This is a genomic window from Natrinema halophilum, assembly GCF_013402815.2.
GTDB lineage: Archaea > Halobacteriota > Halobacteria > Halobacteriales > Natrialbaceae > Natrinema > Natrinema halophilum.
The window spans coordinates 1094940-1112908 of sequence record NZ_CP058601.1 but is presented as its reverse complement, the minus strand read 5'-3'; the positions used below and the strand labels follow the sequence as shown (position 1 = coordinate 1112908).

Here is a 17969-nt window from a genome sequence, read left to right as displayed (position 1 = left end):
GGAACGTCGTGGTTCCTCGTTGCCACCGTCGAAATTCCCTTGATTGCCCACCCCCTACGCCACGACATGGCGACCGCCACTGTCAGCGCAGGTGCGCGACTCCACGTCGGCTTTCAGAATCTGTCGCTCGCACGTGAGCGTCTCTACGGTGGCATCGGTGTCGGGCTCGCGAGGCCGCGAGTGACCGTTACCGCTGAGCCCGCTGCCGCCGTCGTTACCGACGATCCACTGGTTCGAAAATACGCGACCCGCGCTGTCGACGTCCTCGGCGTCCCCGGCGTGTCGATCTCGCTCGAGGAATCGCTCCCGCGCCACGTCGGTCTCGGTAGCGGGACACAACTCGCGCTGAGCGTGCTCGCTGCGACGGCCCGTGCACACGGTCGCCGGCCTCGGGTCAGGACCCACGCCCCGGCGATCGGACGAGGGGGACGTAGCGGGGTCGGCGTTGCGACGTTCGAAGGCGGAAGATTCGTCGTCGACGCTGGCCATCCGACGAATCGATTTACGACGAAACCACCTGCGGAGGGCGACTGGACGGTGCCACCGGTCGTCGCTCGCCATGACCTGCCGACGGAGTGGCGGTTTGTGATCATCGTCCCGGACGCCGAACCCGGCCGCAGCGGGGACGATGAGGATGCGAGCATGCGCGCGGTCGTCGAACGCGCCGACCCCGCAGTGGCCGACGAGATCGCCGGCGTCGTCACTCGAAAACTCCTGCCGGCTACTGCCGAGGGCCGGCTCGATGCCTTCGGGGAAGCGATCGGCGAAATCGGCCGCAAGAACGGGTCCTGGTACGCCGACGCCCAGGGCGGCGTCTTCCGGCCACCTGCGGGAGAACTCGTCGAAGCGCTCGAAGACTGTCCGGTTCTCTCCGGCGTCGGCCAATCGTCGTGGGGGCCCGTCGTCTACGGCGTTACCGATACTGCCCACGCAGACGAGGCCCGGGCAGCGGCCGAAGACGCGCTCGCCGACAGCGGCCTCGAGGGACGTCTCGTTCTCACAGAGCCGGCCAAGGCGGGGGCTACCGTCGAGACGAACGGAACGTGACGGCGGTGAAGACGGGCTCGTTATCGATCCGTGACTGGTCGTTCGTCGTGCGTTTCAGGGTCGTGGTACCCCCCTTGACAGCGACTGGATTTTCCAGCCGGACCGGTACCGTCGACTCGAGCAGCCAACTGACTCCACGAACGGAGGCCGAAAGCACATCCCAGAACTGAGACGGCGCGATGCAGGGGGACTCGAGTCCACGTAATTACTCCTGCATGGTGTAGTATCGGTAAGTGAACGTGTCGTACCGTCAGTGCGGACTCTCCCCCGTGGCTCTCTCGAACGATTGCAGATCTGTTCCGTACCCTCGAATGACCGATACACCCCGTTTTACAGCCAGGACGATGCGCTCTATCTCGACCGAGAGACCGGGGACGCGGCGACAACCTGACCGAGACGGAACTCGTCTGCCCCGATCGACATTTCGGCGACGACAGCCATGTGACGAATGCGTGCTCTGCAGTTTTCGGTGCCCAGGATTGACCCGCTATCTCGTGGCGATTCAAAAGTCGACATCGCGCTTCCCGTGCGGCTCGGGTCGATGGGACGGCCGTGTGTTTCGCCGACATGCCGTCACTTGTTCCTCTCTTCAGCCATTGTTTTCGATACCGAAACAAATAGTAAAATAGAATAACCGATAGAAAGTATGGCAGAAAAGAGAGACGCGGCGGACGAAAGACGCCGAACTACTCGTCGGACGGTTCTCGGAAGCGCACTTGGTGGATCGACAGCGTTGCTCGGCGCAGGGACGTTCGGAACACGGCCCGGAACTGCGAGAGAAACGGCTGACCGGAGCCCGACGGAAGAACGGACGGATATCGGACTCTCGAAGACACAAACAGTTCACGACGGACCGAAAGAATTGTGGCGCCGTACGTACGGTGGTCTCGACGACGAACGAGTTCGAGATTTGATCCGGACGTCGGACGGCGGATACGTTCTCGTCGGTAATACGAGATCGCACGGTGAGGCGATCGCAAATGCGTGGATGGTGAAAACTGATCCGGGCGGGCGAGAACTGTGGACGCGAACCTTCGGGTGGGGGACGATAAATTCGGTCGTGCAGACGACCGACGGCGGCTATGCCATAGCCGGTGGAATAAGCGGCGCCGAATCGGAACTCTGGATCGCTCGAACGGACGCAGCTGGTTCGCTCGAGTGGTCACGAACGTACGGCGGAGACGGAACGCTATTTTCCATCGCTCAGACGGTCGACGGTGGATTCGCAGCCGGTGGATTCGATCGTCCACGAGCCTCGATTCTCAAGGTCGATCGACGCGGAAACGCAGTGGGGGAATATTCAAGATCCGATATGGTTTCCGTATCGGATCTCGTGGTCTCAGCAGACGGCGGGGTTGCGTTCGTCGGAACCCACGTCGGGACCGTTCTGGACGGAAGGCAAGACGCAATGCTCGGAAAGTGCAAGTTCCACTCGGAGCGCGTCACCGAGGAGTTCCTCACGTCGTTCGGGACCAGCAATGCTCGCGAAAACGCCTCATCTATCGTGTCGGCTCACGACGATGGGTTCGTCTTCGTGGGACTGGTGTCTCAATCGGGCGAGACGTTCCATACGCGCGTCGTAAAGACGTGTCCGATCGGACGGTCTGAGTGGACGGTGACTCTCCCGGATCGCGCGTGGAAATCGATCGAGCCGACTTTCGACGGCGGATATGTGCTCACGGGGCCTCATCTCGGCCTCGTAAAGATAGACGGCTCCGGAGACAGAGAATGGACCGCTCAGTTCGATCGCGGATACAGAGCACAGTCGGCGATCCAGACGCGAGACGGCGGATATGCACTCGGTGGGACGGGGTGCGGTGGCGACGGTAATCGGGAATTCTTGCTGATCCGAACGTACCCATGGACCTCCATGGACGAGTAACCCGATACGCTCCTGAACCGCCTGTGCCGTCGCCAGTCCGACACGGAAGACCGCGACGGCACACCCGTTTCTCTGCGGGGGGAACGTAGTTGCGCCTATCGCGTGCGAGTCGGAACTCGTCGGTTTCGAACCGGTGTCCGTCATCGAGACTCGAGAGGAATCGCGAGGAAAGACCGTGGGTTCGCGATCGGGACGGAAAACGGTGACGTCGTCCGAGATTCCGACTGAGGGCCGGCCTCGATGAACGAGGAACGGAGACGGAGCGAATCCCGATTGCGTGAGGGACCACTCGGTTTTGCCACAACAGGTATACCGATCCGTCCAAACGGGAGTGTATGGAGCGGATGCCGCTTGGAATCTCACGGTTCGACCGGACCATCGGTGGCGGTGCTCCAGCCGGAAGCGTCGTCCTCCTCGCGGGTGAATCCGGCGCCGGTGCGCGCGAGTTCTGTTATACGAGTGCGGCTATGAATGGACTCGTGAAAGTCGACCCCGACATGTTCGACCTTTATTACGGCGATCTCGAGCAGGGGGTGACGGTCCCCGAATCCATCCACTACGTCTCGTTTACGGACGAGCGAAGCGCTGTCGTCAGCGAAATGGAGTTCGTCATGGACGACGAACTCGTCGATGCAGGGATGTCCGACGTCTCGTTCGTCGAACTCGCGGAAGAGTACTTCCAGGTGACGCCAGTCCCGACCAACTGGTATGCAGACGGGATGGCCGACATCACGGAATTAGGGAGTCAAAGCGAACGCACCGACGTTCTCGAGGCGCTGGGTGAATTCCTGACCGATCACGCGACGGGTAATCTCGTCGTGATCGACTCGTTGACCGACCTCATTGCGGCGGCCGACGACCGTCTCGGTCTCTCGGATCTGACCGTTCTGTTGAAAGGCCTCAAACGAGCATCTCACCGCTGGGGCGGCGTAATCCTGTTGCTCGTCAACGCGGAAGTGCTCGAGCCGTCCGATCTGGGGCGACTCAAGGAAGCGACGGACGGTACCCTCTCGTTCGAGTGGGAAAGCGGCGGGTCGGAGCGGGCCAGAACCCTCGTCGTCGAAGAGTTTCGAGGGGTTCTCTCCCGCCTGGAAGACGAGGACATCGTTCGGTTCGAAACCGAGATCCACGACGGCGGATTCGATATCAGCAACGTCCGCAAGATCAGGTAACCGGTATCGTCGTTGGCGGACGGCCGGAAAAGTCGACGCCGGCCGGAACTCAGCGGCTGAGTTCGAACCAACCCTTATGCGAGCGCGACCACATTTTCGAGTAGATGTCGAGCCAGAAGCGGGACGAGGGTGTGATTTCGTTTTCCCCATCCGAAGAGATTACCGACTGGCTCACCGAGGAAGCCGCTCGACGAGGCGACAGCCCCGGAGAGATGTGCCGTCGTCTCGTGACTGCGGCCCACGAAGCGACCGACGACGACGGGTTTGAGCCTGCCGCCCGTGAGGATTTTGCGGCGTTGCAGGGCGAACTCGAGGCCCAACACCAGGAGTTTACCGATCTCATCGAGGACGTCCGCAGCCGAGTAATTCAGGTTAAACGTGAAACCGACAGCAAGGCATCGGCCGACCACGATCACCCCGAAATACCGAGCGAAGCGGAGTGGCAAGCCATCGAGAAGGACATTGCGACTCTCGAGACGACGGTCGAACGCGGCTTCGAAAACTTCGAGACCGTCCTCGATGACCTGGTCGACGAAACCGACGATCTCGCACACCGTTCGACGGTACTTGCACAGGCCGTGGTCCGGTTGCGAGACTGGCAAGCCGAACTCGCCGAGCAACACCGCCGTCAGGAGGCGGCCGATCGGCTCCAGGTGGCGGCGAACCAACTCCAAATCCGAACCGCGGTGTGTGAGGACTGTGATTCGAGCGTCGATATCGCGTTGCTGACTGCGCCCGAGTGCCCTCACTGTGGGAGCGAGTTCGTCGAGGTCGTCGAACGATCGTCGTTGTTCGGTTCGCATCGACTCGTAACTGGCGAACCACCAGCCCTCGAAGGAAACGGCGAACGAGCGACCGACGCAACAGCTGATGGCGTCTTCGAGGCCATCGAGGGCGATGCCGATGGGACGGCGTCAGACCAGTACAGTTCGAACCGATCGACTGACGACGGAGGCACCGACTGATGACCGACCGAGGTAATAGCGACGAGACGAGCCAGAAGGATGCTGATCGGGAAGGCACAGACAAAACCGACGCTAATCGGGAAGGCACAGACCGAACCGAACCACAAGAAACTGAACTCACGTACGGTGACGATCGAGAGTCTCCGAGCCGTACCGACACCGAGGTCGATGGAGATGTGAATACGGACGAAGGCGCACAACCCAAACCGCTCGGTGACCTCGCAGCTACCGTCTCGGAACGATCCGATACCGACCGTTCGAAATCGGGTTCGCCCGACTTCGACGATCTATTCGACAGTCAGGACGTCGCCGACATCGACGGCGATCGGCTCTGGGAGCAACTCGAGGCCGACGAATCCGTTGCCTCGAACGACGACCTAACGCCGACCAAGCGGACCGTCCACGAAATCGAGAAACGGTCGTACTGCCAGGACTGCGAGTACTTTGCCGACCCTCCCGACGTTGCATGCTCCCGAAAGGGAACCGAAATTCTCGCCGTCCCAACGATGACGACCGTTCGGGTTGCGGACTGCCCGTTCGTTCGCGAGGACGAAATGCTCGAGGACTCGTCGTGACGGAACCAGCGGACCAAAGCGTATGAGGAGTGGTGTATTTTTGCGTCTCGAGTTCGTAGCTAACCGGTATGCAGTTTTGCGACGAATGCGGCTCGATGATGAAAGCCCAGGGGGACAATATGGTCTGTACGAACGAGGACTGCGGGGCCTCGAGCGAACGGGACCAGGAACGGGAAGACGCATTCATCACGACGGAGTCACAGACCGACGACGACGTGATCGAATCCGACGAAAACGCGAATTTCGAAGGAAAACCGAAGGCGACCGACGTCGTTTGTGACGAATGCGGCACCCAAGAAGCGTGGTACACGCTCAAGCAGACTGCGTCGGCTGACGAACCGCCCACGCGCTTTTTCAAGTGCACTGAGTGCGGTCACCGCTGGCGAGAATACAACTAAGACTCACCTTAGACTGCCGATTTTGGCAGATTAGGTTATGGGTCTGCTTGCAAGATTGCATCGTAATCCGTCCAGATGAAATCACGGTTTTCGGGGGTTTCAAACTACCTGATTCGGCCAAGAGAGTGCTGATACCGACCCGATTGGGCGTTCCATAGGGAAATTAAATGTCGCTTGCTGTATGTTCACTAACTGAGGAGCGAAGATATGCCGAACTACACACCACCAGAAGTTGACGAAGGAGCTGGAAGCAGAGATGAGGAAGTGGCTGAGAGGCAAGCGAGATACTGACCCTCGTCTCTGAGACGTTCAGAATCTACTCTACCGATTCTGGAGATAGTCGCGGATATGCTCTAATAGCTTCGTACCGGGTGGACCACCAAGTCCAGTTACGGAAACATCTTGACGGCGCGTCTGGAATCGCATTTTCCCTAACGAGGATACTTGAACGTCAACGATGTTATCGAATTGGACGGTTATCCAGCCTTTGGACATTATGGTCCCCTTCTGCTGTATCTTTATCCGGTCTTTGTAGACTTCTATCTTACCACAATTGGTTTTCTCGTTCGTATTTCCAGCAATACGAACTTTATTCCCGCGAACCGTAAATTCTGGTTCTGCCATTAATTGGCACACGTCGTCGGGCCATGATAAAACCCAACGCACAGTATACAGCAACCGCAGTCACGAGGAGGGGAACTTGCTGGTGTCCGCGATGACGAGAACGGCGAGTCGAAGAACTGGGGTAAACACGGCAACCTCGACTTGCACGGGTGGGCTTCGGCCGCTTCACGAAGAGTCTCACCTACACGGCGAAAGTCAGTGGCAGTGAAGTCGTAGAAGTGTCCGAACGCGACACGAGTAAGACGTGTTGCGTGTGCAGTAGAGAGGACGATAGTCAGCGTGTTGAACGTGGGCTGTACGTTTGCGAGGAGTGTGATGCGGCGTTCAACGCTGACGTGAACGGGGCGGAGAACATCCGTCTCACCATCAACGGTAGCGAAAGTAACTCCGAGTCTGCACCCGATTTGGATGGATCGCCACCAGATAGGAGTACCGGCTGGTTGGCACAGCCCGGAGTCTACCTCCACGACCTCTCTCGAGGATCCCACCCTCGAGCAGAGGTGGTAGACTGCAAACCCTAATATCCCAATCCAGCGGCGCGGTGCCGTGGGATTCCCGCGTCTTCAGGCGCGGGAGGATGTCAATGGAAAGGGAGAACTTGCGTTAGATACCACGGGTGGCACCAGGACAGCTATTGTATCCGTCACGTATCCGTTAACTGTGAAAAGGTTAAAGAGACGAGAGTACCACTGCTGAGGGACTAGGGACACAGCGGAGAAGGCCGAAGGGAGTGGAACACCTCTGCCTTCTTCCTACGACCGCATAAGCCTTTCCCAGCGAGTGGCGACGCTACTGGCGACGAACCGTCGTTGCGTGATGATCGTGTCACGTCACACGTCTTTGCCCACCGCCGGTGGACGCGCGTCCCGACGAATTGCCGAGTCACCATGTATCAGAATAGAGATCAAAACCCATCGAACGGAGGAGGTGCCGAACAGAGGAGCCAGTCTGCTGACTCGGACGACGACGGTACTATCGACGTCCGAGAGTCACGTGACCGGACCGAACTCGATCAGTCCATCGAGCGGACGTCCGTCGACGATGGGGCGGATCCCGAGCGGAACCGTCGGTACCGACTGACTCCCGAGCTTTTTTTCGAACGGATCGTTCGGCTCGGACGAACGACCGCGAAGCCAGTCGAAATCGTCTTCGAGAGAACTCGTTCCACTGGGGACGACGGGCCTGAAACACCACGGGCCGGATCAGCGGAACTACTCGCCCCGTTCATCGTCTCGGTAGTGTACGTTGGATTGGCTGCTCTTCTCGGGCCCGGAGTGTTCGATACCGCTGCGTCCGGTTTTACGCAGTTAGGTGCGTACGTGTTACTCGGCACGCTGCTTCACCTTTCAGGCTATTCCACACTTCAGTTGTATAGTGATAGTCGCCTACTGCAGGATGGAGACGGTCGTTGGCAGCCGAATCCGTGGCTCTACATCTGCGGCGGAGCACTCGCACTCGTTGGAGTACGCGCCGGAGAGATACTGATTGCAGGACGGACGGTCTCCGAACCGACCATCTACTTTGTTGGGAATGCGTTCGTTGCCCTCCCACTTGCTTCGATCGTCGCTGGTCCGATTTACTGGTCGAATCGCCGTCGCCACGGCGAATCGACAGAATAATGCCGGTAACACGGCGTCCAGGTCACCGAGTCGGATCGCTGGCTCATCCTGCTCGAATCACAAGCAATAACGCAAGGAGGGCGAACGCGTATGCCAGACCGATCACCAGAACGGCTCCCAGTCTATATGCGTACCGCTCGTATGTTCCCGGTTTGCGGGCCCTCCGCCGTCCAACAGCCAGGTCGTCGACTCGTTCGACCGTTTCTGCCACCTTCGTCTCGATGGTCGACAGGATAGCCAGATGATACCAGACGAGCGAATCGTACAGGTAGACGATAATGCCGCCGATCTCCCAGATCGGATCTGCCGTATCCAGTGGCGTGTCACGGCGTTCACGACGCTGCTCGAGCGATGGCTTCGCGCCGTGGGTTGGAACGGTCGACGAAGGAACGGTGGACTCGTCGAAACTCACCTGAGTGGAATCTGCCTGGACGGATCGGGAATCCGACTCGGCCTCCGATGACGATTCGCCGTCGCTGCCCGTGGACGGGGTCGTCTTCGTAGCCGCGGTAGTCGAGTCAGTCGTTCGATCAGTACCGTCTTGAGGGGACGGATGGAGATCCTCGAGTGACGGCGTCGAGCCGGCGTCTGCGGTGTGTTTTCGTCGAAATTGGACCCGTTCGATCGATTCGTCCCAGTCAGTCTGGACGATCGCCTCGCCGTCCGCTAACGACTGAATGGTTTCAGCTGAATCGTCGCCGAGAATCCGTCCGACGACGGCGGTATCGTTCTCCCACGTCAGTCGGTGCCAGATGAACCAGTTACACTGCGTGATGTAATCCTTGTCGACGGACGCCGGTCGCTGGGACAACGCACAGATCCCGAGTCCTCGCTTTCGTCCGCGTTTTGCCACGCGGATGAGGAGCGTTTTGAGGTCCGAACCGCCTTTCCCACCGTGTTGGGGAAGGAACTCGTGGGCTTCTTCGAGGAGGATCAGAAACGGAATCCGATGCTCGCTTTCGGCGTCGAACAGGGCCTTAATCGCCTCGTAGAGGACCGATTCCAATTCTTCCTCGTCGACGTACGTCGAGAGGTCGAGGAGAATCGGAACGCGATCCTCGAGTCCGTAGGAGACCAGCGGAGTCACATCGTCGCTCGTGATTTCGACGTCGCAGTCGCTGTCCCTCCCCACGTGCAGGAGATCGTACGTGTCCGTTAGCCCGGTGTACTCGCCGTCGGTATCGACGATCAACAACGGAAGGTTCCGATCGAGTAACTCTTCGACGATCACGCTTGCGGTATTGGACTTCCCGCTTCCCGATTTGCCCGTAATGAACCCACGTCCGGTGAGTACGTCCTCGGCGGGAAACGTGAATCCACTGTCTGAGACCGGGAATTTCTCGATCGAATCGGGCATTCGTTTCGGCTCATTGGCAGTCATTGCATAAATGCTTCCTGTCCGTTCACCGACCGGTCAGTCGGCCTCAACGTTTTTCTCTCGAGGGGAAGGTTGAGAGCATATGAACTGGGGTCGAGCATCTGAAACGATACCGGGACGAATATTCGGCGCCGTTGCTGGCGTAACCGTCGTGCTGACCGCGAGTATGGTCGGTGTGGTCGCGCTGGTATCTGGAAAGGCGGGCGGGGCAGGCGGGCGGTTTCCGTACTACGTTCTTTTGACCGCGATTGCGTTCGTCATCAGCCTCTGGAAGCTCGACGACGAGACCGTCGACGGCACGACGGTCCTCATCGCGACGTCCGGTATCGCAATCGGCAGCGGATCGCTGGTTTCGCTCGCTATCGAGGGTATCGTCTTTGGAAGCCAGCACCCCGATCGGATCGTCGGCTCCCGGCTTCTGGTGTATTTCGTGGCTGCAGGGTTGATATGTACCGCTCTCGGCATGTGGTCGCTCCGCCATTGGCGGGAGTTTACGATGTACGATTCGTCATGAATCCGTACGGTGGAAAGCGGTGGATAACGGAGACCGATTCCGTCCGTGTCGCTCGAGGCGGTCGAGCCAGTTCCAGTTGACGAGACGCCGCACTCACTCGCGGTCGGTCACTCCGAACGAATCAGCCACTCGTTCGCTCCACCGCTCGCTCGACCCGCTGATAGGCGGTCCGTTCGATTCCGTCGGCAGATATGGTCTGGGAACCCAGGAGACGAAGTGCCACCGGCCCCGTCGCATTGCAGCGGCGGAGTACCGTCGGTCGAACCATCGTCCAATCGTCTGCGTCGGTCCACGTTGTCGACAGTCCTTTCCGGCGACACAAAGAATTTACATCTCCTAATTATATCTAATTACGAGATGGCTGAGAACTTCCCCGACTACGTCAACGTAGACTATTCCGACGGCGAAGATGAAGACCCTGTCGACTATCCACACATTCAGGACAAAATCGAGAAGGCGATCGAGGTGACCCGTGATGGCCTCGAGGAGTACGAGAACCCGGCGGTCATGTGGACCGGCGGCAAGGACTCGACGCTGACCCTGTACTTCATCAAGGAGGTAGCCGACCGCTTCGACCTCGAGGTACCCCCGGCGGTGTTTATCGATCACTACCAGCACTTCGACGAGATCCACGACTTCGTCGACCACTGGGCTGACGAGTGGGACCTCGACGTGATCTACGCGCGTAACGAAGACGTCGGTGGCTACGTCGACGAGCACGGCCTCGAGCCCGGCGACGAGATCGAAATCGCAGACCTCTCCGATCACAACCAGCACCACGTCGAAGACATCCTCGAATACGAGGAGGACACGTTCCCGTTCCTGCTCGACACCTACGTCGGCAACCACCTGCTGAAGACGGTCGCGCTCAACGACGCGCTCGAGGAGTACGACATCGACGGCGTCATCTCCGGCGTCCGCTGGGACGAACAGGAGGCTCGAGCCGACGAGACGTTCTTCTCGCCGCGTCACGACCCCGATATCTACCCGCCCCACGATCGCATTCAGCCCATCCTGCAGTTCGACGAGGCCGCAGTGTGGGAGGCGTTCTGGAACTTCGTGGTTCCGGACACCGTCGACGAATTCCCGGAGGAGGGCTACGTTCCCGAAAGCGACGACGACCTCCCCGCGGGCGTCGAACAGGACGACGTTCCGATCTCGCCGAAGTACTTCGCCGGCTTCCGATCGCTGGGTAGCGAAGTCAGTACGGAAAAGAGTGACCAGGAACCCGCATGGCTACAGGACCTCGAGGGGACGACCGAGCGCGCAGGCCGCGCACAGGACAAGGAAGACCTGATGGAGCGCCTGCGCGATCTCGGTTACATGTAAATCGTCGCGGTCGACGATAGTCGAAGCGATACGCTCCGATTTTCGCCTCGATTCTCTCGGTCGCGATCGTATTGTTGCGAACGAACCGGGTGAACGACCGACTGGGTTACGGAGGGTGACTGCTGCCACGGTGCGGCTGGCTACCGTCCCATAGCGCGGTACTCGCCGTGTTTGATACCGAGGACGAGCATAATCAGTCCGAATACGATCATCGACGGTGCGACCATCATCAGTACGGTATCCATAGCCATCATCGGTGCCGCGATAAGACTGACGACGCCGATCGCGATAACGGTGATAAACGTGGCAGCGGTTGTTGGGAGGTCGAACTCCATATTTTCGTCTTGGAGCCTGGTCGACTAATGATATCGGGAATCGGCAGTCCGTTCACCGACGGTGATCGGAACCGTCCGTGCTTACTCCGACGGCCGAACCAGGTTCGCCAGCGCGACGATACTGCCGAGGAACCAGCCAAGCGGAATGGAGATGCCGAGCCACATGCCCGCGTAGGCAGGCCCTTCGAGCGTGAAGTTCGATCGGAGAATGTCGTTTGCGCCGCCGAGGACCAACACGTTATCGAGCACCCAGACGGCGAAATCGTAGCTGGGGTCGAGAACGTAGGGATGCAGCGACGGCGTCACGAGCGCAGCAACGACGGGCGGCAGGAACAGCGCCGTCATCGCGAACGGATACGCCAGAATAACCGTTGCAGCGCGGCCGCCGACTTTCGAAAAGGTCGCTGCGAGCGCGGTCGACACCGTTGCGACGCCACTCGCCGCAGCCACCGCGAGAACTGCCTCGAGTGGGATGTCGACCTGTTCCATGTACGACATCGCCCCCCACGCGACAGTGAGTAGCCCCCACCCGAGCAGCGCGAGAGCCGTGACGCCGACGATGCCGAGCCGGGTTCGCGTCGAGTCGAGTTTCGCCGCGTAAAAGCGGGTCGCGAGTCCGAGAACGGTCAACGGATAGAGGGCGAGCAAACCGATGAGGCCGAGAACGCTCCAGCCGTAATAGCTGACTTTCTGGGGGACAGTTTCGGGTTTCCACTTGCCCATGACGGAGTGACCGCGGCCACGTTGTCTGGGGAAGACGATCTCCATCCAGGCACCGTGTAACCGCTGTATGTCGGCCCTGATCGCGCCGACGAACCCACCACCGCCACTTCGTTGCGAGCGGGTAGACATACGCGAGCCAAAAGCCCGGCGTACCGTAAACTTTCCTGCTTTTTCTTTGTGTTCGACAGGTCGGATGCAATCAGAAAAACGGTGTTTTCAACCCCTCGAAGACGGTGAAGCCGTCAGTTCCAGGGGGCGAAATCTGGGTCTACCTGTCGGCTCGTTTTATTTATGGCGTCGATTCTATTGATGTCCTCTCTATCGAGTTCTACGGTGAGCGACTCCCAGTTGTCGACAATATGATTCGCACTCGTCGCTTTCGGGATCGTGGTGACGCCCTTTTGACGGGCCCAGGCGAGGCTGACTTGCACCTCGGTGGCGTCGTGCTTCTCCGCGATCGTCTGTATCTCGGGCTGTTCGATGACCCGGCCACGCGCAAGCGGCGAGTAGCCGACGACTTCGACGTCGTAGTCGTCGCAGGCGTTACGGACCGACTCCTGTGGGAGCAGCGGGTGTAGCTCGACCTGGTTTGCGAAAATTGGCGTATCACAAACGTCGACGGCGGTCTCGAGCTGTTCGGGCTGGAAATTGCTGACGCCGACGTTCTCGATCAGCCCCTCGTCGTGGAGTTCGGTGAACGCAGATAGTGTCTCTTCAGCGTCGTACGTTCGGGCTGGCCAGTGGACGTACAGCAGGTCGAGGTAATCGACACCGAGCCGATCGAGACTGTCTCGAGTCGTTTCGAGGACGTCGTCGGAGGACAGGTTCGCGATCCAGATCTTGGTCGCGAGAAAGACGTCCTCGCGGTCGACGCCAGCGGCCGCGAGGCCGTCGCCGACAGCCTCCTCGTTCCGGTAGAACTGGGCGGTGTCGATATGACGGTAGCCCGCCTCGAGTGCCGTTCGTACGCTCTCGGCACACTGATCCGCGTCGTCGTTTTGCCAGGTGCCGAGACCGAGCATCGGCATACCGCTAGCGGTTGGACACGTCCCCGGAGCGATCGAGTCGGCGTGTTCGGGTTCCATAAACGTACGATGGGTAAGAACGCGAAAAGGGGTTTTGGTACCGGTCAGCGGTGCGGGTTGCGACGTCGGGATCTGGAAGGCGACGTCGTCAGCGGACGGTGAACGACGATCCTGACCGACTCCGTCCGTTCGCCCGCTGCCGATCGAGTGCCCGCCAGTACCGCGCTACTCGTAGAGGTAGTCCCAGGGCCGTTCCCGTTCGAACGCGGCGCTCGCCGCGAGGATATCATCGTCACCGAATCGCCGACCGACGAGTTGCAGGCCGACAGGATGGCCGCGTTCCGTCACCCCGGCGGGCGCGGACGCGACCGGATGGCCGGTCCAGTTGAACGGCCACGTCAACGGCCACTCCCAGGCCTCCGCGCCGATGTCCTCGTGGAGTCTGACGTCGGCCCGTGAAAGCGTCGGCGTGACAAGCAGGTCGTAGTCCCCCAGTACGTCTTCGACGGCGTCGTAGACGCCGGTTCGAACGACGCCGGATCGGGCGACGTCCGCGGGACCGTACTCCCCGCTGACGTGGAGCATCGCAAGCAGACTGTCTGAGACCTCGTCGGAACGATCCCGGAACTCGACGCCGTGGGCCTGCTCCATTACCGTCGTACTTTCGAGGACGGACGTCGTGTACGTCGGCATCGCCGCTTCGCTCAGATCCGTCATCGAGTAGCCGTGGTCGACGGTCACCGTCTCGACTGTCGCACCCGCGTCCGCGAACGCGTCGACCGCGTCGTCGACGACCGCACGCACTTCGTCGTCGATCGGAAACGCGTCGAAGTCGGGACTGTACGCGATGCGAAACTCGTCGATCGGTCGATCGAGTGCGGCGGTGTACTCGATGTCGACGGGAACGCTGTTTGGGTCTGCCGAGTGCGGCCCGCCCATCACCGATAGTAGCAAGGCGGCATCGGCGACGCTGCGGGTCATCGGCCCCTTCGTCGTGTGTTGCAGCTCCCGGCCGAACGCGCTCGGTCGGCCGTCGTCGGGCACCAGGCCGAACGTCGGCTTGAACCCGTAGACGCCGCAGGCTGCGGCCGGAATGCGAAGCGAACCGCCGGCATCGCTTCCCGTCGCGATCGGCGCCATGCCGGCGGAAAGCGCCGCCGCCGAACCGCCGGAGGACCCACCCGCGTTCAGCGTGGGGTCGATGGGTGACGCCGTTGGGCCTATCACTTCGTTGTCGGTCGTGCCTTTGTGACCCAACTCCGGCGTGTTCGTCTTCCCGATTACGATCGCACCGGCTGCCTCGAGACGCTCGACGACCGCAGCCGTCCGTTGGGAGACGTACTCTTCGAACAGCGCCGAGCCGTACGTGTGTCGGACGCCCTCTTTTTCCGCGCCGAGGTCTTTCAGCGCCAGCGGGACGCCGTGGAGCGGCCCGACGTCCTCGTCCGCTTCGAGTGCACGATCGGCCTCGGCAGCGGCCTCACGTGCCTCGTCCTTACAGACCGTGACGAAGGCGTTGATTTCGTCGTCCCGTTCGTCGATTCGCTCGAGGTGGGCATCGATGACGTTGGTGACCGTCACATCCCGGTCTCGGATTCGAGCGCCGAGTTCAGACGCGGAAAGCCGCGGAAGTTCCGTTCTGCATGACATACCGTTAGAACGTCACGGTACCATGATATACGTTCGCTCGGTTTTCGCGGTTGCAGGACGTAAATCGTAGCACTTCGGCGATCGGACACGGAACGCGTCGTCGGTTTCTGTTCGTAGAGAACGCAGGCACGCGAGAACGAATATCGATGCCGGCTCTTCTCGAGCCAGTGGTTCAGGTGATGATTACTGGTACATCCGTAGCGGCTGAGCCTGCGAGCTCTGATCCTTGCCGATCGCCTGCATTTGCTGAGCCAATTGCTGTCGCTTCGACCGAATCTCCTCGGCGCGGTCGACGAGATCCTGGACGTCTATCTCGAGGTCGGCGATCGGACCGATGCCGTCCTCGAGCAGGACGCTCGCGGCCTTCGGATCGGGAAACTGGGGATCACATTGGACGACGAGGCCGAGACAGTCCTCGTTCTCCCGCGCTGCGCGGTTTATAAGCGCGCCTGTCGGCCCGGTTATGACGCCGTCCTCCGGCGGTATCGGTACGTCGGCTGACTCGAGCAACTCGCCTCCGTCGCCGGTCGCGATGCCGTAGATGTCCGGTCGGTCGTCCTCGCTGCGCTCGGCGGGGAGGCCGCTCAGGTAGATCGGCGTCGTCGCTCGATCGACGATCCAGTCGCTCAGACATCCTGCGACACTCTCGACGGCCTGCGAGGCGATCGGTGCGTCACTCTGGAGAACGAGCAGATCGTCGGCCTCGCTGACGTAGATCCGAACCGGTGGCTGCACGGTTCGATCGCCACCGCGGTAGACACCTATTTGAGCCAACCCGTCGCAGTGGACGCTCGCGTAATAGCGCATGTCGAGTTGTTCGACGAGATGATCGGCTGCGATTTTCCCGACGAGACCGACGCCCGGAAAACCCTCGATTAGCGTGGGGTCATCGAGCTCCGCTTCCTGTCCCTGCTGGCGAATCTCTGCCATACTCAGACAGAGGATCGTTACCGGCATAAAATCGGGGGAAGACGTTCGTTGCCGTCGATGTGGGTCGTTCCGGCCGCTTCGAAACCCACAAGCGGTGGGCCACCGAATCCGCGGTCGATGGAGCCACTCGAGCGGTATCGATCGATCATCGACGATTTCGACGCTTTTCTCGCGGCCTGTAAGCGGCCCCTCGCGAGCGCCGTCCGCGTGAACACGATCAAGTCATCAGTCGAGCGGACGCTCGCGGCCCTCGAACGGGAGGGGGTCGGCTACGAGCAGGCGAACTGGAACCCGCGGGTTTTACGCCTCGAAACCGATTCCCCGGGATCGACCTGGACCTCCTTTCACGGCTTTACGCACGGCCAGGAGGAGGTTTCGGCCGTGCCGCCAGTCGTCCTCGATCCCGAACCCGGCGAACGGGTCTGGGACTGCTGTGCGGCCCCCGGCGGCAAGGCGACCCAGCTCGCCGCACGAATGGACGACCGCGGGACGGTCGTCGCCAACGACGACAACCTCGGTCGTCTCTCGGCGCTCCGATTTAACGCGGAGCGACTCGGCGCGACAAGCCTCGCCGTGACTAACGAGGACGCGCGCACCTACTCGCTCGAGCGATTCGGTTTCGACGCGTTCGACCGGACGCTGGTCGACGCACCCTGTTCGTGCGAGGGGACGATTCGAAAGAACCCCGACGCGCTCGATAACTGGTCTGAGGGACATATTTCGTCCGTCGCCGGGATCCAGAAGGGAATCCTCCGACGGGCTATCCAGGCTACCCGGAAGGGAGGTGCCGTCGTGTACTCTACGTGTACGTTCGCCCCCGAAGAGAACGAGGCGGTCGTCCAGCACGCGCTCGAAACCGAATCCTGTCGCCTCGTCGACTTCGAATTGGGGCTCGAGCACTCGACAGGTCTCACGGCCTGGCAAGGCGACGACTTCGACGACGGCCTCGAGCGAGCGGCGCGGATCTATCCACACCAGAACGACACCGGCGGCTTTTTCGTCGCGAAACTGGAGGTGACCGCCGAATGAGCAACGGCGGTGACGGCGCCGATCCGGAGACGAACGTCGGACAGCGGTTCGATCGATTACCGGCCACCGAGGCGGAGCGATCTGTCGAGGGCCGCGCTACGCGCGAAGAAGTCGTCGACTACTTCGCGGACCGGTTTGCCATTCCGCCCGAAACGTTCGACGCCTATACGTTCTGGGAAAAGGGGGCAGGCAAGATATGGATTTACGCCGACGAGGCTCCGACGCCGATCGAAATCGAGGCGATCGGGATGACGTGCCTGCGTACTCGGCAGGAACACTGGAAACCGACGACGGACTTCGTCCAGCGCTTCGGCCGGGCGGCGACCGAGTGCGTGATCCACCTCGAACGCGAGGAGGCCCGACGGTTCGTCGCCGGCGAGGACCAAGATCTCGAATGGGACGGCGACTGGGGGTATCTTATCGCCGCCCACGACGTCGCGGGCGAGCGCGAACCCCTCGGCATCGGCCTGTACGTCCACGGCGAACTGCGTTCGATGGTGCCAAAGGGCCGACAGCGGTCCCTCGACTCGGAGCAGATGGACCCGTAGTATCGGACCCGGTTTCGACATCGGTCGTGACCGACAGATACTCGAGAAGAGACATTCGGGGTCGTACTTATCTCACCGTGTCTCGGCAAACCAACGTATCACGCTGCCGTGCGTCGTATTTCCGGATCGATTTTCGTCGGTCCGCGACAGACAGCTTCTCGTTCGGTGTGGTCGTATCTTCTCGTGAAACACCTCGAGGCGACTTCTTGGTCCCATTACCAATGAC

Annotated in this window: 17 protein-coding genes and 1 pseudogene; 12 read left to right on the top strand and 6 right to left on the bottom strand. The window is 60.6% G+C overall.

The window, feature by feature from the left end:
* The first annotated feature begins 66 nt into the window (after window positions 1-66).
* From HYG82_RS26205 to HYG82_RS26170, 8 genes and pseudogenes are all read left to right on the top strand, one after another.
* Window positions 67-1047, top strand: coding sequence for a beta-ribofuranosylaminobenzene 5'-phosphate synthase family protein (locus HYG82_RS26205; RefSeq protein WP_179260053.1), 981 nt, complete (start codon window positions 67-69; stop codon window positions 1045-1047).
* A gap of 646 nt (window positions 1048-1693) precedes the next feature.
* On the top strand, window positions 1694-2929 hold the full coding sequence (locus tag HYG82_RS26200; RefSeq protein WP_179260052.1) for a hypothetical protein: 1236 nt from the start codon (window positions 1694-1696) through the stop codon (window positions 2927-2929).
* A 335-nt stretch (window positions 2930-3264) separates the two neighbouring features.
* A complete protein-coding gene (locus tag HYG82_RS26195; RefSeq protein WP_179260051.1) occupies window positions 3265-4101 on the top strand; it encodes an RAD55 family ATPase in 837 nt (278 codons plus the stop codon).
* Between the two features lie 104 nt (window positions 4102-4205).
* On the top strand, window positions 4206-5066 hold the full coding sequence (locus HYG82_RS26190) for a zinc-ribbon domain-containing protein (protein WP_179260050.1): 861 nt from the start codon (window positions 4206-4208) through the stop codon (window positions 5064-5066).
* Window positions 5066-5641: a DUF8135 domain-containing protein gene (locus HYG82_RS26185; RefSeq protein ID WP_179260049.1), complete on the top strand. Its 576-nt coding sequence runs from the start codon at window positions 5066-5068 to the stop codon at window positions 5639-5641. Before HYG82_RS26190 ends, HYG82_RS26185 begins: the two co-directional genes overlap by 1 nt.
* A gap of 68 nt (window positions 5642-5709) precedes the next feature.
* Entirely contained in the window at window positions 5710-6039 is a 330-nt protein-coding gene (locus tag HYG82_RS26180; protein WP_179260048.1) for a transcription factor S, read from the top strand.
* A gap of 693 nt (window positions 6040-6732) precedes the next feature.
* Window positions 6733-7184, top strand: a pseudogene (locus tag HYG82_RS26175) (zinc ribbon domain-containing protein); the annotation flags it as partial.
* Between the two features lie 366 nt (window positions 7185-7550).
* Window positions 7551-8282, top strand: coding sequence for a hypothetical protein (locus tag HYG82_RS26170; protein WP_179260047.1), 732 nt, complete (start codon window positions 7551-7553; stop codon window positions 8280-8282).
* A 43-nt stretch (window positions 8283-8325) separates the two neighbouring features.
* On the opposite strand, the gene HYG82_RS26165 is transcribed toward HYG82_RS26170, so the two are convergent.
* Complete coding sequence (locus tag HYG82_RS26165; RefSeq protein WP_179260046.1) at window positions 8326-9639, bottom strand: ATP-binding protein; 1314 nt, start codon at window positions 9637-9639, stop codon at window positions 8326-8328.
* A gap of 103 nt (window positions 9640-9742) precedes the next feature.
* Between HYG82_RS26165 and HYG82_RS26160 the strand changes: the two genes are divergently transcribed.
* The gene (locus HYG82_RS26160) at window positions 9743-10174 is read left to right on the top strand and encodes a hypothetical protein (protein ID WP_179260045.1); all 432 of its coding nucleotides are present in this window, start codon (window positions 9743-9745) and stop codon (window positions 10172-10174) included.
* A 357-nt stretch (window positions 10175-10531) separates the two neighbouring features.
* Window positions 10532-11503: a phosphoadenosine phosphosulfate reductase family protein gene (locus HYG82_RS26155; RefSeq protein WP_179260044.1), complete on the top strand. Its 972-nt coding sequence runs from the start codon at window positions 10532-10534 to the stop codon at window positions 11501-11503.
* A 140-nt stretch (window positions 11504-11643) separates the two neighbouring features.
* Here HYG82_RS26155 and HYG82_RS26150 read toward each other — a convergent pair whose 3' ends face one another.
* The 5 genes from HYG82_RS26150 to HYG82_RS26130 all read right to left on the bottom strand — a co-directional run bounded on the left by HYG82_RS26150 (window position 11644) and on the right by HYG82_RS26130 (window position 16166).
* Window positions 11644-11838: a DUF7333 family protein gene (locus tag HYG82_RS26150; RefSeq protein WP_179260043.1), complete on the bottom strand. Its 195-nt coding sequence runs from the start codon at window positions 11836-11838 to the stop codon at window positions 11644-11646.
* A gap of 81 nt (window positions 11839-11919) precedes the next feature.
* On the bottom strand, window positions 11920-12690 hold the full coding sequence (locus HYG82_RS26145; RefSeq protein WP_179260042.1) for a hypothetical protein: 771 nt from the start codon (window positions 12688-12690) through the stop codon (window positions 11920-11922).
* Window positions 12691-12803: 113 nt separating this feature from the next.
* On the bottom strand, window positions 12804-13646 hold the full coding sequence (locus tag HYG82_RS26140) for an aldo/keto reductase (protein ID WP_179260041.1): 843 nt from the start codon (window positions 13644-13646) through the stop codon (window positions 12804-12806).
* 165 nt (window positions 13647-13811) lie between these two features.
* Window positions 13812-15236 carry an amidase gene (locus tag HYG82_RS26135; protein ID WP_179260040.1) on the bottom strand — a complete coding sequence of 475 codons (1425 nt, stop codon included), beginning with the start codon at window positions 15234-15236 and terminating at the stop codon, window positions 13812-13814.
* A gap of 183 nt (window positions 15237-15419) precedes the next feature.
* A complete protein-coding gene (locus HYG82_RS26130; protein ID WP_179260039.1) occupies window positions 15420-16166 on the bottom strand; it encodes a proteasome assembly chaperone family protein in 747 nt (248 codons plus the stop codon).
* 117 nt (window positions 16167-16283) lie between these two features.
* Between HYG82_RS26130 and HYG82_RS26125 the strand changes: the two genes are divergently transcribed.
* A complete protein-coding gene (locus tag HYG82_RS26125) occupies window positions 16284-17195 on the top strand; it encodes an RsmB/NOP family class I SAM-dependent RNA methyltransferase (RefSeq protein ID WP_179260038.1) in 912 nt (303 codons plus the stop codon).
* Complete coding sequence (locus HYG82_RS26120) at window positions 17192-17743, top strand: DUF7122 family protein (protein WP_179260037.1); 552 nt, start codon at window positions 17192-17194, stop codon at window positions 17741-17743. Before HYG82_RS26125 ends, HYG82_RS26120 begins: the two co-directional genes overlap by 4 nt.
* Window positions 17744-17969: the final 226 nt, after the last annotated feature.

What these genes read in the sequence shown, in the direction of transcription:
- HYG82_RS26205 (WP_179260053.1), top strand. Translation starts at nt 67, where the DNA reads ATGGCGACCGCCACTGTCAGCGCAGGTGCGCGACTCCACGTCGGCTTT.
- HYG82_RS26200 (WP_179260052.1), top strand. Translation starts at nt 1,694, where the DNA reads ATGGCAGAAAAGAGAGACGCGGCGGACGAAAGACGCCGAACTACTCGT.
- HYG82_RS26195 (WP_179260051.1), top strand. Translation starts at nt 3,265, where the DNA reads ATGGAGCGGATGCCGCTTGGAATCTCACGGTTCGACCGGACCATCGGT.
- HYG82_RS26190 (WP_179260050.1), top strand. Translation starts at nt 4,206, where the DNA reads ATGTCGAGCCAGAAGCGGGACGAGGGTGTGATTTCGTTTTCCCCATCC.
- HYG82_RS26185 (WP_179260049.1), top strand. Translation starts at nt 5,066, where the DNA reads ATGACCGACCGAGGTAATAGCGACGAGACGAGCCAGAAGGATGCTGAT.
- HYG82_RS26180 (WP_179260048.1), top strand. Translation starts at nt 5,710, where the DNA reads ATGCAGTTTTGCGACGAATGCGGCTCGATGATGAAAGCCCAGGGGGAC.
- HYG82_RS26170 (WP_179260047.1), top strand. Translation starts at nt 7,551, where the DNA reads ATGTATCAGAATAGAGATCAAAACCCATCGAACGGAGGAGGTGCCGAA.
- HYG82_RS26165 (WP_179260046.1), bottom strand. Translation starts at nt 9,639, where the DNA reads ATGCCCGATTCGATCGAGAAATTCCCGGTCTCAGACAGTGGATTCACG.
- HYG82_RS26160 (WP_179260045.1), top strand. Translation starts at nt 9,743, where the DNA reads ATGAACTGGGGTCGAGCATCTGAAACGATACCGGGACGAATATTCGGC.
- HYG82_RS26155 (WP_179260044.1), top strand. Translation starts at nt 10,532, where the DNA reads ATGGCTGAGAACTTCCCCGACTACGTCAACGTAGACTATTCCGACGGC.
- HYG82_RS26150 (WP_179260043.1), bottom strand. Translation starts at nt 11,838, where the DNA reads ATGGAGTTCGACCTCCCAACAACCGCTGCCACGTTTATCACCGTTATC.
- HYG82_RS26145 (WP_179260042.1), bottom strand. Translation starts at nt 12,690, where the DNA reads ATGTCTACCCGCTCGCAACGAAGTGGCGGTGGTGGGTTCGTCGGCGCG.
- HYG82_RS26140 (WP_179260041.1), bottom strand. Translation starts at nt 13,646, where the DNA reads ATGGAACCCGAACACGCCGACTCGATCGCTCCGGGGACGTGTCCAACC.
- HYG82_RS26135 (WP_179260040.1), bottom strand. Translation starts at nt 15,236, where the DNA reads ATGTCATGCAGAACGGAACTTCCGCGGCTTTCCGCGTCTGAACTCGGC.
- HYG82_RS26130 (WP_179260039.1), bottom strand. Translation starts at nt 16,166, where the DNA reads ATGGCAGAGATTCGCCAGCAGGGACAGGAAGCGGAGCTCGATGACCCC.
- HYG82_RS26125 (WP_179260038.1), top strand. Translation starts at nt 16,284, where the DNA reads ATGGAGCCACTCGAGCGGTATCGATCGATCATCGACGATTTCGACGCT.
- HYG82_RS26120 (WP_179260037.1), top strand. Translation starts at nt 17,192, where the DNA reads ATGAGCAACGGCGGTGACGGCGCCGATCCGGAGACGAACGTCGGACAG.